Origin of the sequence: Halomonas lysinitropha (assembly GCF_902500215.1) — a bacterium.
Lineage (GTDB): Bacteria > Pseudomonadota > Gammaproteobacteria > Pseudomonadales > Halomonadaceae > Halomonas > Halomonas lysinitropha.
In genome coordinates this window covers 91,727-112,717 of sequence record NZ_CABVOU010000014.1, presented here as the reverse complement: position 1 = coordinate 112,717, position 20,991 = coordinate 91,727, and the positions used below count along the sequence as shown (strand labels likewise).

The 20,991-nt window shown below is 66.5% G+C and carries 16 protein-coding genes; 13 read left to right on the top strand and 3 right to left on the bottom strand.

Annotation, left to right across the window (positions count from 1 at the left end):
* Positions 1-51 precede the first annotated feature (51 nt).
* Genes HALO32_RS00590 through etfB form a run of 3 tightly spaced genes read left to right on the top strand, consistent with a single transcriptional unit; the run spans position 52 to position 4,098 of the window.
* Positions 52-2,016: a (Fe-S)-binding protein gene (locus tag HALO32_RS00590; RefSeq protein WP_151441838.1), complete on the top strand. Its 1,965-nt coding sequence runs from the start codon at positions 52-54 to the stop codon at positions 2,014-2,016.
* A complete protein-coding gene (gene etfA / locus HALO32_RS00585) occupies positions 2,016-3,287 on the top strand; it encodes an electron transfer flavoprotein subunit alpha (protein ID WP_151441837.1) in 1,272 nt (423 codons plus the stop codon). Before HALO32_RS00590 ends, etfA begins: the two co-directional genes overlap by 1 nt.
* Positions 3,277-4,098 (top strand): electron transfer flavoprotein subunit beta, encoded by an 822-nt coding sequence (gene etfB / locus HALO32_RS00580; RefSeq protein WP_151441836.1) that lies wholly within the window; start codon positions 3,277-3,279, stop codon positions 4,096-4,098. Before etfA ends, etfB begins: the two co-directional genes overlap by 11 nt.
* A 74-nt stretch (positions 4,099-4,172) precedes the next feature.
* Here the strand turns inward: etfB and HALO32_RS00575 are convergent, their stop codons facing one another.
* Complete coding sequence (locus HALO32_RS00575; protein WP_151441835.1) at positions 4,173-4,697, bottom strand: invasion associated locus B family protein; 525 nt, start codon at positions 4,695-4,697, stop codon at positions 4,173-4,175.
* 235 nt (positions 4,698-4,932) lie between these two features.
* On the opposite strand from HALO32_RS00575, the gene fdhA reads away from it, so the two are divergent.
* Positions 4,933-6,126, top strand: coding sequence for a formaldehyde dehydrogenase, glutathione-independent (gene fdhA, locus HALO32_RS00570; protein WP_151441834.1), 1,194 nt, complete (start codon positions 4,933-4,935; stop codon positions 6,124-6,126).
* A gap of 64 nt (positions 6,127-6,190) precedes the next feature.
* Here fdhA and HALO32_RS00565 read toward each other — a convergent pair whose 3' ends face one another.
* Entirely contained in the window at positions 6,191-7,078 is an 888-nt protein-coding gene (locus tag HALO32_RS00565) for a LysR family transcriptional regulator (RefSeq protein ID WP_151441833.1), read from the bottom strand.
* A gap of 94 nt (positions 7,079-7,172) precedes the next feature.
* On the opposite strand from HALO32_RS00565, the gene HALO32_RS00560 reads away from it, so the two are divergent.
* From HALO32_RS00560 to HALO32_RS00520, 9 genes are all read left to right on the top strand, one after another.
* On the top strand, positions 7,173-8,615 hold the full coding sequence (locus tag HALO32_RS00560; RefSeq protein WP_151441832.1) for an aldehyde dehydrogenase family protein: 1,443 nt from the start codon (positions 7,173-7,175) through the stop codon (positions 8,613-8,615).
* 22 nt (positions 8,616-8,637) lie between these two features.
* Positions 8,638-9,630 (top strand): dipeptidase, encoded by a 993-nt coding sequence (locus tag HALO32_RS00555; RefSeq protein ID WP_192576404.1) that lies wholly within the window; start codon positions 8,638-8,640, stop codon positions 9,628-9,630.
* 42 nt (positions 9,631-9,672) lie between these two features.
* Entirely contained in the window at positions 9,673-11,262 is a 1,590-nt protein-coding gene (locus tag HALO32_RS00550; protein ID WP_151441831.1) for a BCCT family transporter, read from the top strand.
* Positions 11,255-13,015, top strand: coding sequence for a hypothetical protein (locus HALO32_RS00545; RefSeq protein ID WP_151441830.1), 1,761 nt, complete (start codon positions 11,255-11,257; stop codon positions 13,013-13,015). Before HALO32_RS00550 ends, HALO32_RS00545 begins: the two co-directional genes overlap by 8 nt.
* Positions 13,012-13,779, top strand: coding sequence for an Ldh family oxidoreductase (locus HALO32_RS00540; protein ID WP_151441829.1), 768 nt, complete (start codon positions 13,012-13,014; stop codon positions 13,777-13,779). The genes HALO32_RS00545 and HALO32_RS00540 overlap by 4 nt, the downstream gene beginning before the upstream one ends.
* A gap of 27 nt (positions 13,780-13,806) precedes the next feature.
* Positions 13,807-14,178 carry a RidA family protein gene (locus HALO32_RS00535; RefSeq protein ID WP_151441828.1) on the top strand — a complete coding sequence of 124 codons (372 nt, stop codon included), beginning with the start codon at positions 13,807-13,809 and terminating at the stop codon, positions 14,176-14,178.
* A gap of 184 nt (positions 14,179-14,362) precedes the next feature.
* Entirely contained in the window at positions 14,363-16,081 is a 1,719-nt protein-coding gene (locus tag HALO32_RS00530) for an NADH-ubiquinone oxidoreductase-F iron-sulfur binding region domain-containing protein (protein WP_151441827.1), read from the top strand.
* An 11-nt stretch (positions 16,082-16,092) separates the two neighbouring features.
* The gene (fdhF, locus tag HALO32_RS00525; RefSeq protein WP_151441826.1) at positions 16,093-18,954 is read left to right on the top strand and encodes a formate dehydrogenase subunit alpha; all 2,862 of its coding nucleotides are present in this window, start codon (positions 16,093-16,095) and stop codon (positions 18,952-18,954) included.
* Positions 18,955-18,973: 19 nt separating this feature from the next.
* A complete protein-coding gene (locus HALO32_RS00520) occupies positions 18,974-19,216 on the top strand; it encodes a hypothetical protein (protein WP_151441825.1) in 243 nt (80 codons plus the stop codon).
* Positions 19,217-19,348: 132 nt separating this feature from the next.
* On the opposite strand, the gene HALO32_RS00515 is transcribed toward HALO32_RS00520, so the two are convergent.
* Positions 19,349-20,905, bottom strand: coding sequence for a trimethylamine methyltransferase family protein (locus HALO32_RS00515; RefSeq protein WP_151441824.1), 1,557 nt, complete (start codon positions 20,903-20,905; stop codon positions 19,349-19,351).
* Positions 20,906-20,991 lie beyond the last annotated feature (86 nt).

Here is a 20,991-nt window from a genome sequence, read left to right as displayed (position 1 = left end):
TGCGAGTAACTTACCGCTTAAGGCTTACGGCTCCTCATCGAGGAAGCCGAGATGCTCGAGACCTTGCTACCGATTTTGATCTTCGCTGCCCTGGGCCTGGCGGTGATCGGCGCCTGGCGGCGTATCCGCCTGTGGCGTCAAGGGCGTCCTTCTGTCGTGCCGCTCTTCAAGGGGCTGGCCGCCTTGCCGCGTCGCTATCTGGTGGATCTGCACCATGTGGTGGGGCGCGACAAGGTCATCTCCAACACCCACGTGGCCACTGCCGGCGGCTTCGTGGCCGCCGCCGTGTTGATGATCCTGGTGCATGGCCTGGACCTGGCGCAGGGAATTCTGGGCTGGCTGCTGCTGGCAGCCAGCGCCTGCATGTTCGTGGGCAGCCTCTTCGTGGCTCGGCGTCGTCGCCATCCACCTGCCCGGCTCTCCAGGGGCCCCTGGATGCGCCTGCCGAAGAGCTTGATGGCTTTCTCCCTGGGTGTCTTTCTTATCACCCTGCCGACGGTCGGCCTGCTGCCGTCTGACGCGGGCCACTGGCTGCTGGCACTGCTGTTGGCCGCGGTGGTGGCCTGGGGCCTGGCCGAAATGGTGGTCGGCATGACCTGGGGCGGCCCCATGAAGCATGCCTTTGCCGGCGCTCTGCATTTGGCCTTTCACCGCCGCGCCGAGCGCTTCGGTGAGGGCAATCGTTCCACCGGCCTCAAGGCGCTGGACCTGGAGAATGAGGCGGCGCCGCTGGGCGTCGAGAAGCCTGCCGATTTCACCTGGAACCAGCTGCTGGGCTTCGACGCCTGCGTGCAGTGTGGTCGCTGCGAGGCGGTGTGTCCGGCCTTCGCCGCTGGCCAGCCGCTCAACCCCAAGAAGCTGATCCAGGACATGGTGGTGGGCCTCGCCGGAGGCAGCGACGCCGCCTATGCGGGCTCTCCTTATCCCGGCAAGCCGGTCGGCGAACATCACGGCTCTCCCCATGGCCCGATCGTGGGCCGCGGCGGCAAGGCGCTGGTGGATGCCGACACTCTCTGGTCCTGCACCACCTGCCGCGCCTGCGTGGAGGAGTGCCCGATGATGATCGAGCACGTGGACGCCATCGTCGACATGCGACGTTTCCTGACCCTGGAGCGCGGCGAGACGCCCAACAAGGCCCCCGAGGTGCTCGATAACCTGATCGCCACCGACAATCCCGGCGGTTTTGCCCCCGGTTCTCGCATGAACTGGGCCGCCGACCTCAACCTGCCGTTGATGTCCGACCTGCAACAGGTCGACGTCCTGCTGTGGCTAGGCGATGGCGCCTTCGACATGCGCAACCAGCGCACGCTGCGTGCGCTGGTCAAGGTGCTGCGCGCGGCAGAGGTAGATTTCGCGGTACTTGGCCACGAGGAACGCGACAGCGGCGACGTGGCCAGGCGTCTGGGCGACGAGGCGACCTTCCAGTCCCTGGCCAAGCGCAATATCGCGACCCTGGACAAGTATCGCTTCCAGCAGATCGTGACCTGCGACCCGCACAGCTTCCATGTGCTGGGCAACGAGTACGGTGAGCTAGGCGGCGTCTACGACGTTCGCCACCACAGTACCTATATCGCCGAGCTCCACGACGCGGGTCGGCTGGCGTTCTCACCCTGGAAGGGCGGCAGCGTGACCTATCACGACCCCTGCTACCTGGGCCGCTACAACGGCGAGTACGAAGCGCCGCGCCGGGTCCTCGAGGCGCTGGGCATCGAGCTCAACGAGATGCAACGCTCCGGCTTCCGTTCGCGCTGCTGCGGCGGCGGCGGTGGCGCGCCGATCACCGACATTCCCGGTGAGCGGCGCATTCCCGATATGCGCATGGACGACGTCAAGGAGAGCGGCGCCGCGCTGGTGGCGGTGGGCTGTCCCCAGTGCACCGCCATGCTGGAGGGCGTCGTCGACGCCACTGCCGAGGTGCGCGATATCGCCGAGCTGGTGGCCGATGCCCTTGTGGTGCGTCCTGCTGCCCAGGCCGCCTCTCTATCCCGCCAACCCCAGTTAGAGGAGGTGAGCTGATGGATGAGATTCGCCGCCGTGATCCACGCCGCGAGTGGGTCGCTCGCAACCGCCTGCATCCCGAGCATGCCAGAGCACTTGCCGAGCAGGGCGGTGGGGCCACCAGCGAATGGCTGGGTCCCCAGGGGGTCATGCGCAAGAACCCCCACGCCATCGGCTTCATGGGACCCAATGGCGTCAAGCGCATCGACCGCAGTGGCGCCCAGCAGGGCGGCAGAGTCTCGGGTGCGGCCCACCAGGCAGCCCTGGATAGGCGTCGCATCGTGACCATCGAGGCCCCGGCCTTCCTGGTGGCGGTGGTGCCGGAACTCTCTGGCGGGCGCCTCTCCAGTCATGACAAGGACCTGCTGGGACTGGCCCGGCGTCTGGCCGATGCCGACCCCGACCATCCCGGTGCCGTACTGGCCGTGGTATTCGGCGAACATAAGGAAGATTCCTTTGGGGAGGCGGGAATCGATCGGGTGCTGCATTTCGGCGATGAGGCCTATGCCGGCTTCGCTCCCGAGGCACGCCTGGCGGCACTGATGGCCGTGGAGAGGGAGCTGGCGCCACGCCACTGGCTGCTCCCCGACTCGCCCCTGGGCGGTGCCGACCTGGGGCGGCGTCTGGCGTTGCGCCTGGGTGAGCGCCCCGCCACCGGGGTCTGGCAGGTCGAGGGCGATGGCGAGGCGGCGCTGGGCTGGCGCTGCACGGCCCGTGGTGCCGCGGAGAGCCTGGATATCCAGCGTCCCCTGCCGCGCGTCGCCCTCGCCCTCTCCGAGTGCGCCGAGCCGGTGGACGAGACCCGTCACGCCGCCGAGCCGCTGAGTCTGATGGCCGCGGTTCCTCGCGCCCTGTCGCGCATCGAGGATCTGGGGCAGGTGGCGGTGGACCCCGCCGGCGTGGCGCTGGCCGAGGCAGAGTTCATCCTGTCGGGGGGCAATGGCGTCAAGGACTGGGACGCCTTCCATCATGCCGCCAAGGTGCTCGGGGCGACGGAAGGCGCCTCGCGTGTGGCGGTGGACGATGGCTTCATGGCCCGCGATCGTCAGGTGGGCGCTACCGGCACCTGGGTCACCGCCAGGGTGTATCTGGCGGCGGGTATCTCGGGGGCCATTCAGCACCTGCAGGGCATCCAGAGCTGCGACAAGGTGGTGGCCATCAACATGGATCCCGGGTGCGACATGATCAAGCGTGCCGACCTGGCGGTGATCGGCGACGCCGGCGAGATTCTCTCCGCCCTGGTCGCCAAGGTGGAACAGCAGCGAGGAGGGCAGCGCGATGCGGCCTGAGGAGCAGGGAGTCGAGGTAGTCGTACTGGTCTCGGTGGGGCGTCACCCCATCACCGGGCGTGCCCGCCGTGCCGACCAGGATGCCCGAGGCCTGGAGCTGGCCCTGGGTCTGGAGGCCCGGCTGCCCGGCTCACGGATCGGCTTGCTGCACGCCGGCCCGCACCGCGAGGAGAGCGAATCGGCCCTGCGCGGTTACTTAGGCATGACCGCGGGCACGGGGCTGGACAGCCTGACGCTGCTGGAACAGGCAGAGGGGGCTGATGCCATTCCGGCCCTGGCCGAGCACTTGGCCGCGGCACCGCCGCAGCTGGTGATCACCGGCGCCAGAGCGGAACGGGGCGAAGGGTCCGGGCTGCTGCCCTATGCCCTGGCCGAGCATCTTGGCTGGCCCCTGGTCAACGGTCTAGCAGCGGTGGAGAAGGTAGAGAACGGTGTGGCGACGCTGCTCCAGGCCCTGCCCCGTGGCCAGCGCCGGCGCCTGAAGGTGCGCCTGCCCGCCATCGTCAGCGTCGACGCGGCGGCTCCGGCGGCACGCCAGAGTGCGTTCGGCCCGGCCCGCCGGGCCGAGCTCGAGGCCACCCCGGTGGCCGCCGAACTCGATCTTGAGCTGGCCGAATGGCCGATGGTGCCGGCCCGGAAACGGCCCAAGCGCCTGAAGATCGTCAAGTCGGCCTCGGCAAGGGATCGTTTCAAGGCGGCCGCCGCCAAGGCAGAGGGAGGCAGTGGACAGGTGCTGGAGGGCGTCAGCAGCGAGCAGGCCGCGGAAGCGATCTTCAAGCTGCTGCGTGAGGAGGGCGTCCTGCCCCGCTGATGCAGCAGCCCGCCAAGCCATGTCAGCCCCGGCCAGGTGCCGGGGCTGTCGTCGTTACAGGGCAGGCTGAAACGTCAAGGCGCGATGCGCGAGCTGGCGTCGGTGAAGCCCATCAGAGAGATATCCAGATCCATTCGGTTGCCCCGTGGCCCGATCAGGCTGAGGGTCGCGCTGGTGCCGCTGCGCAGTGGTTCCAGCAGCGAGGGTTCGAGCGGCAGGTCGGCGCGGCAGCTCTGTTCCAGGCAGACCTGGTAGGGGAACTGAGCGGGCTCGCCGCCGCCCACGCTCAGCTGCAGGCCCGGTGCGAGACGCACGCCCAGCGGCAGCAGGAAGGTCATCGCCGGGCGTCCCTCGAGCTCGGGGGGGTAGCCCACGATCACCCGCATCAGGGGATCGTTGCTGTCCGGGTTGGTGACCAGCTGACTCATGGTGCAGGCGCCCTGGTTTTCCTCGGGCGGGCAGACCACCTCCCAGTCCCGGAACTGTTCGGTGCGGACATCGGCTCCCGGTGATGTCTGCTGGGCGACAGCATGGGAGCCCAGGGCCAGCAGCGACAGCAGGGTGGTCATGCACAGGCGTCTTGCGAGACGGTTTGACATCGGTGGTTTCTCCTTGACCTCAGGGGTCATGACTAGACATAAGCACAACCATGCCTGTTCGCTCTCGCAAGGTCGAGCCCCGCGGGGTCCGACGGCCCACGAACTGGCGATGTCTCTAACTGGCATGCGGGTGCCTCTGTGGGGCAAGTGGGTTGCTCCGAAGGACTTAGGCTGGTGCAGCGGAATCAGCCGTCATCACCACGCCGTGCGTGACAACAATAGAGAGGAGCCAGCCATGAGTGCCGCCAACCGCGGAGTCGTCTACAAGGGCCCGGGTGAAGTCGCCGTCGAGTCCATCGCCTATCCGGAACTCGCCCTCGGCAATCGCAAGTGTGAACACGGCGTGATCCTGAAGGTCGTCACCACCAACATCTGCGGCAGCGATCAGCACATGGTGCGCGGGCGCACGACCGCGCAGCCCGGCCTGGTGCTGGGTCACGAGATCACCGGCCTGGTGGTCGAGTGTGGCCGCGATGTCGAATTCATCAAGCCGGGTGATCTGGTGTCGGTGCCGTTCAATATTGCCTGCGGCCGCTGCCGTAACTGCAAGGAAGGCCGGACTGGCATCTGCCTCAACGTCAATCCGTCGCGGCCGGGAGCGGCTTACGGCTATGTGGACATGGGCGGGTGGGTCGGTGGCCAGACCGAGTACGTCATGGTGCCCTACGCGGATTTCAATCTGCTGAAGTTCCCGGATGCCGATCAGGCCATGGAGAAGATCCGCGACCTGACCCTGCTCTCCGACATCTTCCCCACCGGATTCCACGGCTGCGTGACCGCGGGCGTCGGACCGGGCAGCACCGTCTACATTGCGGGTGCCGGCCCGGTGGGCCTGGCGGCGGCGGTCTCCGCCCAGCTGCTGGGGGCCGCCTGCGTGATCGTGGGCGACATGATCGAAGAGCGCCTGGCTCAGGCCCGGAGCTTCGGCTGCGAGACCCTCGACCTGACCCAGGAAGGCGACATGGCCGACAGGATAGAAGCGATCCTCGGCGAGCGTGAAGTCGATGCCTTCGTCGACTGTGTCGGCTTCGAGGCTCATGCCTGCGGGTGTAACCACGGCAAGGAGGCGCCCGCCACCGTGCTGAACTCCGCCATGTCACTGACCCGGGCCGGTGGCCAGATCGGCATCCCCGGCCTCTACGTGACCGAAGACCCCGGCGCGGCCGATGATGCCGCCAGGCAGGGGGCCCTGAGCATGCGCTTCGGCCTCGGTTGGGCCAAGTCACACAGCTTCCATACCGGGCAGTGCCCGGTGATGCAGTACCACCGTCCGCTGATGCAGGCGATTCTCTTCGGCAAGGTGAATATTGCCGATGCGGTCAACGTCCAGATGATCACGCTGGACCAGGCGCCTCAGGGATACGCCGACTTCGACGGCGGTGCGGCCAAGAAATTTGTCATGGATCCCCACGGCAGCGTCGCTGTCTGAGCACACTGGCATAGCCGGTTCCGGGTGGGTCCTCGCGGAAGCGGGCCCACCCCATTGCCGTTCCTCATGTCTTGCGGTCTTCCAGGTAGGCCATCACGTGCCGTTGCATGGCCGCTGCCGCCGGCGACAGACTGACGTTGGCCCGGGAGACCAGCCCGATCCGGCGCTCCAGACGGGGTTTCGATAGCGGCACGAAGCGCAGCCGGTCATGCTCTTCCTGAAATGCCAGGCGTGGCAGGGTGGTAATGCCGATGCCCGCCTCCAGCATCGCGGTCAGCGAGATCATATTGGAAATATAAAGAGCACTTTGCTCGAGAAGCCCCTCAGCGGGAGAGCCCTCGAGCAACCTTGAGGTGCCGTTGCGGATCAGGGCATGCCCGGTCAGCTCACGCCAGTGCAGGCTCTGATGGGCGGCGAGAGGGTGATCCTCCCGGCACACCACGCCGATCTCATCATGCAGCAACGGAGTCGACTCAAGCGCCTCCTGGGGTTGCCAGAGGCTGGTGATCCCCAGTTCCACCTCTCCCGTCACCACCATCTGAGCTACCAGTTCGGAGTGGCCATCCTGCAGGCTGATCTCGATACCCGGGTACTCGTTCACGAAGCTTGCCAGGATGCCGGGCATCAGCCGACTGGCCACCGAGGGCACCGCCGCGATATCAACCCGGCCGGCCCGATGGCTGGCCATGGCCTGGGCATCGCGGCTCACACGATCGTGGTGGGCGACCAGTTCGCGAAAGCGAGGGGCACACCATTGACCGAAGGGTGTCAGCAGCGCCTTGCCATTGCCCTTCTCGAACAGGGGCTGGCCGAGGCGCTCCTCCAGGTCACGGACCGCCATGGAGATCGCCGGCTGGCTACGATGCAGATGCTTGGCGGCAGCATGAAAGCCGCCCTGGTCGAGAATCGCCAGCAGGCAACGCAGCGGCTGAAGCTTCAGTTCGGGCGTCATGGTAAGTCTTCCTGATCATTTTATCGAATTTATTGATTATTCTTATCTTGGTCACTCTCCTAGGATGGCGTCAACGCCATTCAGGAGGTATCCCATGTCCTATTCCTATCCGCTTTTCATCGCCGGTCAGTGGCTCGAGGGCGAGTCGACCATCGCCAACCACAACCCCTCGGACGTCGACGATCTGATTGGCCACTATGCCCAGGCCAGTGTCGCCCAGGTCGGCGAGGCCATCGCCGCGGCCAGGCAAGGCCAGCGTGAGTGGGCGAAGTCCGGTCTGGAGAAGCGCTATGCGCTGCTGATGGCCATCGGGGATGAGCTCGTGGCACGCAAGGGCGAACTGGGTCGCCTGCTCTCCCGCGAAGAGGGCAAGCCCCTGGCCGAAGGCGTGGGGGAAGTCTATCGCTCTGCGCAGTTCTTCCATTATTACGCCGCCGAGGTGTTGCGCCAGATCGACGACCGGGTGGACTCCGTGCGTCCCGGTGTCGAGGTCGAGACGCGCCGCGAGCCGGTCGGCGTGGTGGGCGTGATCAGCCCCTGGAACTTTCCCATGGCCACGGCGGTGTGGAAGATCGCGCCGGCGCTGGCGTTCGGCAACGCGGTGATCTTCAAGCCGGCCAATCTGGTCCCGGCCAGCGCCTGGGCGTTGACCGAGATCATCAGCCGCCAGGCGCTGCCTCCCGGCACCTTCAACCTGCTGATGGGCCCCGGTGGCAGCGTCGGCGATGCGCTGATCTCGAGCCCCGACATCGATGCCTTGAGCTTCACCGGCTCGCTGGAAGTGGGACGGCGCGTGGCGGGGGCCACCGCGGGGAACCTGGTGAAATGCCAGCTGGAGATGGGGTCCAAGAATGCACTGATCGTCGCCGACGATGCCGACCTCGATCTGGCGGTGGAGGCGGCCTTCGCCGGCGCCTATTCCGGCACCGGCCAGAAATGCACGGCGTCCTCGCGACTGATCGTCACCGCGGCGGTCCACGACGCTTTCGTCGAGAGGCTCATCGCTCGGCTGGATCGGGCGACGGTGGGCCATGCCCTGGCGGAGGGCGTGCAGGTCGGCCCGGTCGCGGATTCACGCCAACTGGAATCCAACCTGGCCTGGATCGAGCGGGCCCAGGAGCAGGGCGCCAGGCTAGCCTTCGGTGGCGAGCGCCTCGAGCGTGACACCCAGGGCTATTACATGGCGCCGACGCTGTTCACCGAGACCAGCAACGACATGGCGATCAATCGCGAGGAGGTGTTCGGCCCGATCGCCTGCGTGATCAAGGTCGCGGATGCCGAGGAGGCCATCGAGACACTCAACGATACCCACTTCGGCCTGACCGCCGGCATCATCACCGACTCCCTGAAGCTCGCCAGCGAGTTCAAGGCGCGTGCCGAGACCGGCTGCGTGATGGTCAACCTGGCGACCGCCGGCACCGATTACCACGTGCCGTTCGGCGGCCGCAAGGACTCGAGCTTCGGTCCTCGCGAGCAGGGCCGCTATGCCCGCGAGTTCTACACCGTGGTCAAGACCTGCTATGTCAAAGCCAACTGAGTCAGGGACCGAGGAGCGCTCCATGTCCAAGCCAATGCTGACCGTCGATGGCCTGCAGTATTCCAACTGGTCTCGGGAGATCTTCCAGCAGATGCATGAGGGCGGCGTGGATGCCGTGCATGCCACCCTGGTCTATCACGAGACCACCCGCGAGACCCTCTCCAGGCTCGGCGAATGGAACCGCCGTTTCGAGCAGCATCACGACCTGATCATGCCGGTGCGCGAACCGGGGGACATCGAGCGTGCCCGAGCCGCCGGCAAGGTCGGCATCTTCCTGGGGGCCCAGAACTGCTCACCCATCGAGGATGACATCGACATGGTGGCGGTGATGCGTCGCCTGGGCCTGATGATCATGCAGCTGACCTACAACAATCAGAGCCTGCTGGCTTGCGGCTGTTACGAAAGCGAGGATAGCGGCATCACGCGCTTCGGACGCCAGGTGATCCGCGAGATGAACCGCGTCGGCATGGTGATCGACATGTCCCACAGCGCCGAGCGCTCCACGCTGGAGGCGATCGAGCTCTCCGAGCGGCCGGTGATCATCTCCCATGCCAACCCCGAGTTCTTCCACCCGGCCAAGCGCAACAAATCGAACCGCGTGCTCGCGGCGATCGCCGAGTGTGACGGCCTGCTGGGCTTTTCGGCCTATCCGTTCCACCTCAAGGATGGCCCGGACTGCACCCTCGAGGCCTACTGCGAGATGATCGCGCGGACCGTCGACCTCATGGGGATCGACCATGTGGGCCTGGGCACCGATCTCTGCCAGGACCAGCCCGCCTCGGTGCTCGAATGGATGAGAAACGGACGCTGGTCCAAGGAAATGGACTACGGCGAGGGCAGTGCCAGCAATGCCGGTTGGCCCCGCCCTCTGCCCTGGCTGCGCGACAGCCGGGACTTTCCCAACCTAATCGACGGGCTGCGCGAGCGTGGCTTCGACGAGTCCGAGGTCGAACGCATCATGGGCCGCAACTGGGTGGCATTGCTCGAGCGTGCCGCTATCCCTGCCACGGCCTGACTTCCCCTGACCGACGGTACATCCCATAACAAGGAAAACATCATGAGTACGCCTGATCACCCATCATCGGAAAGACCCACCTCCCGGCACTCGAACCGCTTCGGTGACCCCGTTGTCCTGGGGCTCAGCGTGGGTTTCGTCGTGTTGTTCGTCGTTTGGTCGATCATCGACGTCGACGGCGTGGCCGCTGCCATCGGCAACGGTTTCGCCTGGACGGCCGCCATGCTCGGCTCCTACTTCCAGCTGCTGCTGCTGTTGACCTTCTTCATCGCCATGGGGCTCGCCATCTCGCCGGCCGCCAGCGCCAGGGTCGGGGGGCTCGACACGCCCGAGCTGAGTACCTTCAAGTGGCTATCGATCATCATGTGTACCCTGCTGGCCGGGGGTGGCGTCTTCTTCGCCGCCGGCGAGCCGGTCTATCATTTCGTGGTCACGCCGCCCGCCTTTGACACCGAGGCGGGGTCCGTGGAAGCGGTGGCCGGTGCCCTGGCGCAGTCATTCATGCACTGGGGCTTCCTGGCCTGGGCGGTACTCGGCTCGTTGACTGCCGTGGTACTGGCCCATTCCCACTATGACAAGGGCTTGCCGCTGCAACCTCGGACGCTGCTCTATCCGGTCTTCGGCGAGCGTGTGATGGGCGGCTGGCTCGGCGGGGTGGTCGATGCCTGCTGCGTGATCGCTGTCGTGGCGGGCACCGTCGGGCCGATCGGCTTCCTGGCCACCCAGGTCAGTTTCGGGCTGCATGAGCTGGTCGGGACGGCCGAGGGGTACGGCACCCAGCTGGTGATCCTGGTGGTACTGGGGGCGCTTTATGTCACCTCGGCCGCCACCGGCATCAACAAGGGGATTCAGTTGCTCAGTCGTCTGAATGTCTTCCTGGCACTGGGTATCGCCGCTGTGATCTTCCTCTTCGGCCCCACTCTCTTCCTGACCAACGCCTACCTCCAGGGCTTCGGCGAGTACATCAGCTCCTTCCTGGCCATGGCCACCATGACCTCGGAAACCGCGCCGGCCTGGTGGATGCAGTGGTGGACGGTATTCTTCTTTGCCTGGTTCATCGGCTACGGCCCGCTGATGGCCATCTTCGTGGCGCGGATCTCTCGCGGGCGCACCATCCGCCAGATGATTCTCGCCGTGGCGGTCATGGCGCCCATCGCCACGACCGTCTGGTTCACCCTGCTGGGCGGCTCGGGGATTCATTATCAGTTGACCGAAGTGTTCGACCTGACCGAGGCGCTGAACAACTTCCAGTTCGATGTGGCCACCCTGACGGTCGCTCAGGCCCTGCCGGGCGGCACCTTCATGGCCCTGGCCATCCTGCTGCTGACCACCATCTTCGTGGCGACGACCGGCGACTCCATGAGTTACGCCATCGCCGTGGTGTGCACCGGGCATGATCGGCCCCATGTCGGTGTTCGCGTCTTCTGGGGCGTGTCCATGTCGCTGATGGCCGCCATCCTGCTGTACATGGGGTCCGGCCAGATCGGCGTGCTTCAGCAATTCATCGTGATCACCGCGATTCCCGTCTCGCTGGTGCTGCTGCCCTCACTGTGGACCGGACCCCAGGCAGCCTATGCCATGGCGCGTCAGCAGGGTCTCACCACTCGTCCCAAGGTGATCGTCAATGACTGATGTTGAAAGCCTGGCGGCGACGCCTATGGGTCTGCGTCCTGCCGATGAGGTGATGCGACTCGAGCGGCTCGGCAGTCTGCATGCCACTCGACTCAGCTTCGTGCGCAGCCTGGTGCGCCAGATGGCCCGCCAGCGCTGGCAGATCAGCCGAGTTCGCTTCGACCTGGACGCCAACGGCAACGGTACGGCCATCTATCGCTTGCAGACGCCCCATGGACGCTACCACGGGGTAATGTTTGCCCAGCCGCTGGATGATGCGCAGCGCTCCGACCGAGTGATCGCCGAGGCCTGGGATGTGACCTTCGGCATGGTGGAGGGCGACGTCGACGACAGCCTGCTGGAACAGATGGCGGCCAACGTGCCGCTGCAGGAGGCCGGACGCCAGCACCCCAGGGTGCTGGTCCTGTCGCGGGCCAACAAGAGCCTGCGTAACTTCTCCCACTTCGTCGAGGCCCTGTCGCGAGGCGATCAGCCCGATCCCGCCTGGCTGACCCGGGTCGGCTACCTGTATCGAACCACGGCGGTCTACGGGAACGGCAAGTTCGGCATCGCCGACTTCGCCCGACTGATTGACAACCCCGACTTCCGGCGCCCCTTCTCGGCTCAGATGGCCGGGGTCTACCTGCTGCGCCACTTCTCCATCGAGCAGGTGGAGCATCTGGCGGCCTGCCGCTCACCGGACACCGCCTGTCGGCTGGCCACCGAGTTGCGACGTTACCTGGGCATCGGTAACTCCACGGGGTTGGGCATGGCCCCCTTCCTGATCAATCATCCTCAGCTGATCGCTCAATGGATTGCCCAGCGAGAGACGGCATTGACGCTGGCACTGCGCCAGATGCCCGAGGAGGCCGATCGTGCTCGCCTCATGGCGTTAACCAGACGCGCCCTGAGGCACTTTGAAGAGACGGTCACCGAGGACGCCGAGCAGTCCGAGCGCAACGCCGCCACCGTGGCCGCGCTGCCCGACGTGCTGACCTGGCTTTCCAGTGTGCCGCTGGAACCCGACCTCTGGCATCAGCTGGTCGAGTGGAGTGCCCGGACCCTGCCGCTGGAGGCCCAGGAGCTGATCAATACGCTGTTGATCGAGCTCTATCCGGACCAGGTCGACGCCCTGGAAGATCGCATGGGGGTGGTGGAGAACCTCGATCTCGAGCCTGACATGCCCCTGATAAGGCTCCGCCAGCTGATCGAGACCCACTATGGCTGGGCCCTGGCGCATGACTACGACAGCCGCGAGGGTTCCTACTGGTTCTGGTATCGCTCCGCCGAGAAGGAAGAGCCGCGGCTCGGGGTTCGCCATGAAGAAGCCGGTGCCGAGAAGGAGATGCCCATCGCCATCGGCCCGCGGGTCGCGCGCACCCATCAGCACGTCTGCGTCTTTCTGGAGACTCATCCACGGGCCACGGTGGTTGACTTCCTGCTCGAGCATCCTCGCCATAAGGAAGTCGTGCGCCGTATCCAGACCCTGGTCAAGGCGCCCTATGGCGATATCCACGCCAACCTCTGGCATCGCGACATGAAGCCGATGCACCTACTGCGCACCAAACTTTCCTTCTTCGGGGCGAGCCGTTTCGATCCCAAGTCGGATCGCTGGGTACGGATCACCCTCTTCCAGGGGGCGCCGCTGGTCGAGGAGCTCAACGCCGAGCCGGAGGATCTCGCCGATTTCGACGACTGGAGCTTTCCCCTCGAGCCCGCCCGGGAGGGGGTTACAAGGCCATTTCATGGGCGTTCGGGAGAGATAGTCGAATGAAGGTGTCCTACAACGAACTTCAGGGCCTGTGCCGCAAGGCGTTCAGCGGGATCGGTTTCGAGGACGGCGATGCGGCCGACGCGGCCGACATGGTCGCCTGGATGCAGTGTCACGGCTTGCATGGCGTTGAGCAGCTCAACCGGGGCCTGGATTATCTGCTCGCCGAAGATCCCGAGGCGCTGACAAGGGTCATCTACCAGGACGGTGACCTGGCGGTACTCGACGGCCAGGGCCACAGCGTGCTGCGCAGCATCAGCCTGGCCACCGAGCTCGGCTTTGCCAAGGCCCGGGCCCGCGGTCTCTCGGTGGTCAAGATCCGTCGCTGCCACAATCGCCAGCTGATCATGGGCTACCTCTCGCGGCTGGCGGGGCGAGGCATGAACATCACCGCCTTCTGGCGCAATGCCCAGGTGCCCCTCACCGAGCAGGTGGTGGGCTTTCGCGCGGGCCATACCACCCCCGAGGTGCGTGTCTACTCGGTACGCGACGTGCCCGAGGAGAATGAGCCCAACGACGGTATCACCCTGGTGATGGCCAACCATGTGGAGCTGCTTCCGTCGCTGGACGCCGACCATGACCTCGACCTCTTGGCCCATCACCCCGAGTCGGAGCTGCTGGCCTGCCGAGAGCTGGCGCTCAAGGAAGGCATCGAGGTGGACGATGCCATCTGGGCGCGCCTCAAGACACTGGCCCATCGCATCCTGGTGGAATCCAGTGAGGCCTCCAGGGGCGGCGCCGGTGCCGGCGTCACCGACAATGACTGACCCATCCCTTTCCACGAGACTGCTTCCATGATCCAACCCGTCACCACCGACCTATATGCCGCCAAGGCCCCGCTCGAGTGGGCCGTGATCGGTAACGGGATTCTCTTCACCGCCCAGATTCCCATCGGCGCCGATGGCGCCGTGGTCGATGGGGGTATCGAGGCCCAGACACGTCAGACTCTCGATAACCTGCGTCACACTCTGGTCTGTGCCGGGGGTGACATGCAGAACCTCACCCAGGTGCTGATCTACGTCACCCGTCGCGAGGATCTGGCCACGGTCAATCGGCTCTATGCCGAATACGTCTGCGCCCCCTATCCCAACCGTGCCGCCATCATCGTGTCGGGGTTCGCCCGCGAGGAGATGCTCGTCGAGATGGTGGCCTATGCTGCCATGTAGGAGATAGCCGACGGCGAGATATGCCGAGAGCGACATCCTCATGTCCATTCGCTCACGGGTCCTGTGCCCGGTCATTGTCCTGACGCCGGGCGAGTGACACCATTCCGATGATGCCCGTCGTTGCCCGCGAGGGGCAGCACCCGTCGATACCGCGTTACCTCACAAGCACAACAACGAGCCCGCCATGACCGTCGAGACCGTCACTCCCCCGCGCCGCTTCCGCGGCAGGCCCCGTGGCCGCGACCTGCCTCCCGTTGCCCTGGCCGCGCTGCGCCAGCTGCTCGGCGACGAGCGCAGCGACCCCGGGCTCCGGCGCCGTGACCTGCTGATCGAGCACCTGCACGCCATCCAGGATTCCCACGGTCATCTGCCGTTGGTGACGCTGCGGGCGCTGGCCGCCTACATGAATCTGCCCATGGCGGCGGTCTACGAGACGGCGACCTTCTACGCCCACTTCGACGTGGTGCATGACGACCAGGTGCCGCCACCCGAGGTGACGGTGCGGGTCTGCGATTCGCTCTCCTGCCAGTTGGCCGGCGCCGCCACCCTCGAGGCTGAACTCAAGGCGGGCGTCGACCCACAGGCGGTGCGGGTAGTACGGGCGCCTTGCATGGGTCGCTGCGAGACGGCACCGGTGGTGGAAGTGGGGCACCATCATGTGTTGTTTGCCACCGCCGAGGGGGTAGAGGCGGTGGTGGATACCGGCCACTTCCATCCCGAGGCGATCGTCTGGCAGCGCCTGGCGGACTATCGCGCCGAGGGCGGCTTCGAGCTGCTCGCCGACTGCCAAGCGGGTCGCGTCACGGTCGAGGCGCTGATGGAAACGCTCGAGCGCTCCAACCTGCGCGGTCTTGGCGGTGCGGGCTTTCCCACCTTCAAGAAGTGGCACTTCGTCCGCCAGGAGTCGGGGCCGCGCTATTGCGCGATCAACGCCGACGAGGGCGAGCCCGGCACCTTCAAGGATCGCTACTACCTGGAGCGTTCTCCGCACCGCTTCCTCGAGGGAGCTCTGGTCAGCGCCTGGGCGGTGGAGGCCGAGGCGCTCTATATCTACCTGCGTGACGAGTACCCCGGGCTGCACCGGGTGCTTCATGAAGCGATCGCCGAGCTCGAGGCCGAAGGCCTCGCGCCGCCGGGGTACGTCGTGCTGCGTCGGGGCGCCGGTGCCTACATCTGTGGCGAGGAGTCGGCGATGATCGAGTCGCTGGAGGGCAAGCCGGGCAAGCCGCGCCATCGCCCGCCCTTCGTCGCCCAGAAGGGGCTCTTCGGCCAGCCGACCCTGGTCAATAACGTCGAGACCGTCTACTGGATCCCGCTCATCCACCAGAAGGGCGCCGACTGGTTCGCCGGCCACGGACGCCACGGCCGCCAGGGCCTGAGGAGCTTCTCGCTCTCTGGCCGGGTCAGGCGCCCCGGCGTCCATCTGGCCCCCGCCGGCATCACCTTGAGCGAGCTGATCGAGGAGTACGGCGGGGGCATGGCCGAGGGGCATCGCCTGGCCGGCTACCTGCCCGGCGGCGCCTCCGGGGGGATCCTCCCGGCCAGCAAGGCCGATCTGCCGCTGGACTTCGACACCCTTCAGGAAGCGGGCTGCTTTATCGGCTCGGCGGCCATCATCGTGGTCTCCGACCAGGACGACCTCAGGGCGGTGGCGACCAATCTGCTGGCCTTCTTCGCCGACGAATCCTGCGGCCAGTGCACGCCGTGCCGAGTCGGCACCGAGAAGATGCTCACGCTGCTCGAACGCGACGAGTGGCGGGTCGAGGAGCTCGAGCGACTCTCGCAGGTGATGATGGACGCCTCCATCTGCGGCCTGGGCCAGGCAGCGCCCAACCCAGTGCTGGGGCTGCTCAAGGATTTCCGCGGCGAACTCGCCGCCCAGAACGTCATCGTCAAGGGGTAAGGGAGGTGCGCATGAGCGAACAGAGCGTAAGCAAAGGCTTTACCCTGAGCCTCGATGGTGTGGACGTGAGCGCCACCCCGGGGGAGACCCTGTGGCAGGTGGCCAGGCGCGCCGGCGAGACCATCCCCCATCTCTGCTTCAAGGACGCGCCGGGCTATCGCAGCGACGGCAACTGTCGCGCCTGCATGGTGGAGGTCGAGGGCGAGCGCGTGCTGGCGGCGAGCTGCCTGCGCGAGGCGGCGCCCGGCATGGTGGTCAGGAGTGCCAGCTCCGAGCGTGCCCGGGTGGCGCGCAAGGGCGTAATGGAACTGCTGGTCGCCGACCAGCCCGAGCGCGACGACGGCCCCGACCGTTCGAGCCACTTCTGGGCCATGGCCGACCAGCTTGCCATCGATGCCAGCGCGGTGCGCGAGCGCCTGCCCTCCCGGGACGAGCGCGCCGCCCCCACGGTGCACCATGTCGCCGAACGCTCGGCCTCGCTCCCCCATGCCGCGGGCCATGACGCCACCCATTCGGCCATGAACGTCAACCTCGATGCCTGCATCGAGTGCAACCTCTGCGTGCGCGCCTGCCGCGAGGTGCAGGGCAACGACGTCATCGGCCTGGCTCATCGAGGGGCCGCCTCGAAGATCGTCTTCGACTTCGACGACCCCATGGGGGAGAGCACTTGCGTGGCCTGCGGCGAGTGCGTCCAGGCCTGCCCCACCGGTGCGCTGATGCCGGCGACCCTGGTCGACGCCGCCGGTCGCGGCGATTCTCGCGCCGCCGATCGCACCGTCGACTCGGTCTGTCCCTACTGCGGCGTGGGCTGCCAGCTCACCTACCACATCAAGGACGAGAAGATCCTCTTCGTCGAGGGGCGCGACGGCCCCTCGAACCAGGGGCGCCTGTGCGTCAAGGGCCGTTTCGGCTTCGACTACCCCTACCATCCCGCGCGCCTCAGCCGGCCACTGATCCGCCGGCCGGGCGTGCCCAAGGGGCTCGATCCCGACTTCGACCCGCGCCACCCGCTGACCCATTTCCGTGAGGCGAGCTGGGACGAGGCGCTGGACCTCGCCGCCGACGGCCTGAAGGCCATCAAGTCGGCCCAGGGCCCCGACGGCCTGGCTGGCTTCGGTAGCGCCAAGTGCTCCAACGAGGAAGCCTGGCTGTTCCAGAAGCTGGTGCGCACCAGCTTCGGCAGCAACCATGTCGACCACTGTACCCGGCTGTGTCACGCAAGCTCCGTGGCGGCACTGATGGAGTGCATCGGCTCGGGGGCGGTGACGGCCTCCTTCATGCAGGCGCTGCAGGCCGATGTGGTGATCCTTACCGGCTGCAACCCGGCGATCAACCACCCGGTGGCGGCGACCTACTTCAAGCAGGCGGCGCGCAACGGCACCAAGCTGATCATCCTCGACCCCCGCGGCCAGGCGCTGGACGCCTACGCCCATCGCAGCGTGCGCTTCACCCCTGGCGGCGACGTCTCGCTCTACAACGCCATGCTCAACGTCATCGTCAGCGAGGGGCTCTTTGATCAGGCCTATATCGATGCCCACACCGAGGGTTTCGAGGCGCTCAAGTCCCATGTCCGCGAGCTGACCCCCGAGGCGATGTCGCCGGCCTGTGGCGTGGCGCCCGAACAGATCCGCGAGCTTGCCCGCCTCTACGCCAGCGCCGACAAGGCGATGATCTTCTGGGGCATGGGTATCTCCCAGCATGTGCACGGTACCGACAACGCCCGCTGCCTGATCTCGCTGGCCCTGGCCTGCGGCCACACCGGTCGCCCCGGCACCGGCCTGCACCCGCTGCGCGGCCAGAACAACGTTCAGGGCGCCTCGGATGCCGGCATGATCCCCATGGTGCTGCCCGACTACCAGCCGGTGACCGACGCCCAGGTGCGCGCCGCCTTCGAGGAGCTCTGGAACACGCCTCTCGATGCGACCCCGGGACTTACCGTGGTGGAGATCATGGATGCCATCGCGGCCGGGACCATCAAGGGGATGTATATCCTCGGCGAGAATCCGGCGATGTCCGACCCGGACCTCGACCATGCCCGGGCGGCCCTGGCGAGCCTGGAGCATCTGGTGGTGCAGGACCTGTTCGTCACCGAGACCGCCCAGTTCGCCGATGTCATTCTGCCCGCTTCGGCCTGGCCGGAGAAGGATGGCAGCGTCACCAACACCAACCGCCAGGTACAGCTGGGTCGCGCCGCCGTCCCGCTCCCCGGAGAAGCCAAGCCCGACTGGTGGATCATCCAGCAGATCGCCACGCGCCTGGGCCTGGACTGGGGTTATACGCACCCGCGTGAGGTGTTCGCCGAGATGAAGCAGGTCATGGCCTCCCTCGATCACATCACCTGGGAGCGCCTGGAGCGCGAGAGCTCGGTGACCTATCCCTGTCCCGCCGAGGATGCCCCCGGGGCGGATGTGGTGTTCAGCGACACCTTCCCTACCTCGAGCGGGCGCGCGACCTTCACCCCGACCCGGCCACTCCCGCCGGACGAGCCCGTCGATGGCGACTTCCCCACGGTACTGATTACCGGTCGCCAACTGGAGCATTGGCATACCGGTTCCATGACCCGTCGCAGTCGGGTGCTCGACGACCTCGAGCCCGAACCGGTGGCGAGCCTCGCGCCGGCCGAGCTGGTGCGCCTGCGCCTGACGCCGGGCGAGCCGATCACCATCACCACCCGTCGTGGGGACATTACCCTGAAGGCGCGGGTCGATCCGCTGATGGCGGAGGGGATGGTGTTCGTGCCTTTCTGCTACGTGGAGGCGGCGGCCAACCTGCTGACCAATCCGGCGCTCGACCCCGACGGCAAGATTCCCGAGTTCAAGTATGCCGCCTGCCGGTTGCAGCGCGCGGCGTCAGCATTGGTGGAAGACGACTGATGAAGAAGGAGGACCGCGCATGATGATCGTCGAACTGATCGATGGCGATGATTTCCGTGATCGCCTGGTGGCGTTGGGCCTCGATGTGGCGTCGGGGGCGAGTCCCGAGGTGTGTGCCGAACGTGCCGCCGCGGCCTACGCCGCTGGCGAGCTGGCCGGGCTGCCTGGTCTGGTCGACGACCTGTCACGTCGGCGCGACGTGGTACTCCCGGCCGTGCGCGACGCTATCGCTACTCAGCTTCTGCCGGTACTGGGTCGATAGTGAGCGGACCGCTTCCCCCGGCGACGGCGCCACGCTATCGGCTCTAAAGCCTCTTGACCCCGACATGGCAGCCGGCCAGCAGCATGGTGCTCGGCCGGCGTCATGGGTAGCGGGCCCCGTGAGCCCGAAGGGTCAGACGTTGGAATCGGGGAAGGCGGCCTTGCGCTCGGCCATGTAGGCGAGCAGGGCCTCGTCGATCGCCGGGTCCAGGGGCGGGGCTTCGTACTCGGAGAGCAGCTTCTTCCAGCGCGCGTTGGCACGCTGGGCCATGTCCAGCCGGCCGTCGGCGTCCCACTGCTCGAAGCTGTTGTTGTCGGTGATCGGCGAGAGGTAGAAGGCATCCTTGAAGTTGGCCTGGGTGTGCGCGCAGCCCAGGAAGTGCTTGCCGGGCCCGACCTCGCGGATGGCATCCATGGCCTGGCCGTTTTCCGAGAGGTCGACGCCCTTGAGCAGAGTCTGCATCATGCCGGTCTGGTCGGTATCCATGACAAATTTCTCGTAACCCATCGCCAGCCCGCCCTCCAGCCAGCCCGCCGCGTGCAAGGCGAAGTTGACGCCACCCAGGGTGGTCGGCAGCAGGGTATTGGCGCTCTCGCTGGCGGCCTGGGCGTCAGGCAGTTTGGAGGCGGTGAATGAACCGCCGGAGCGGAAGGGTACGCCGAGGCGGCGAGACAGGTTGGCCATGGCGTAGAGCACCAGCGCCGGCTCCGGCGTGCCGAAGGTGGGCGCGCCGGACTGCATCGACATGGAGCTGGCGAAGCTGCCCATCACCACCGGCGCACCCGGATTCACCAGCTGCACGAAGGCCATGCCCGCCATGGCCTCGGCCAGGGTCTGGGCGGCGGTGCCGGCCACGGTCACCGGTGACATGGCCCCGGCCAGGATGAAGGGGGTGATAATGCACGCCTGGTTGGCCCTGGCATAGACCTTGGCGGCTCCCAGCATGGTGTCGTCGAAGGTCATCGGCGAGTTGGCATTGATCAGGCTGATCACACAGGTGCGCGGCTTGCCGGTGTCGGGATCGATCCAGCGATCACCGAACAGGATCTTGGCCATCTCCACCGTGTCATGAGCGCGGTCGGGGTGCGTCACCGAGCCCATGAAGCACTTGTCGGAATACTTCATGTGGCTGTAGATCATGTCGAAGTGACGCTTGTTGACCGGCAGGTCGACCGGCTCGCAGATAGTGCCGCCTGAGTGGTGCAGGCTCGGCGACTGATAGGCGAGCTTGACGAAGTTCTGAAAGTCCTCGAGCGTGCCGTAGCGGCGTCCCTGGTCGATGTCGTAGACGAAGGGGCAGCCGTAGGCGGGCACATAGACGGTGTGCGGGCCGCCGATCTCAACGTTGCGTTCGGGGTTCCGCGCTTGCTGGGTGAACTGTCGCGGAGCGCTGGCCTGGATCAGCTGGCGGCAGAGGCCGCGCGGCATGCGTACCCGTTCGCCCTGCACGTCGGCACCGGCGTCGCGCCAGATCTGCAACGCTTCCTCGTCGTCGCGAAAGTCGATCCCCACCTCCTCGAGGATGGTATCGGCATTCTCCTCGATGAGCGCCAGTCCCGCCTCGTCGAGCACCTCGAAGTAGGGAATCCGGCGGGTAGCGTAGGGCAGTGCCGCGGCCTGAGCGGCACCCTGGGCGCTGCGGCGGCCACCGCTGGCGCGGGTACGTCGGCGAGTGTTGGGAGCGGTCATGGTGGTCTTCCTTTTGTTGGTCATCACAGCGGCTGTCATGGCAGCTGTTGTCGTGGCGAGAATGGCAGCACGAGAAGCGCTGGCAT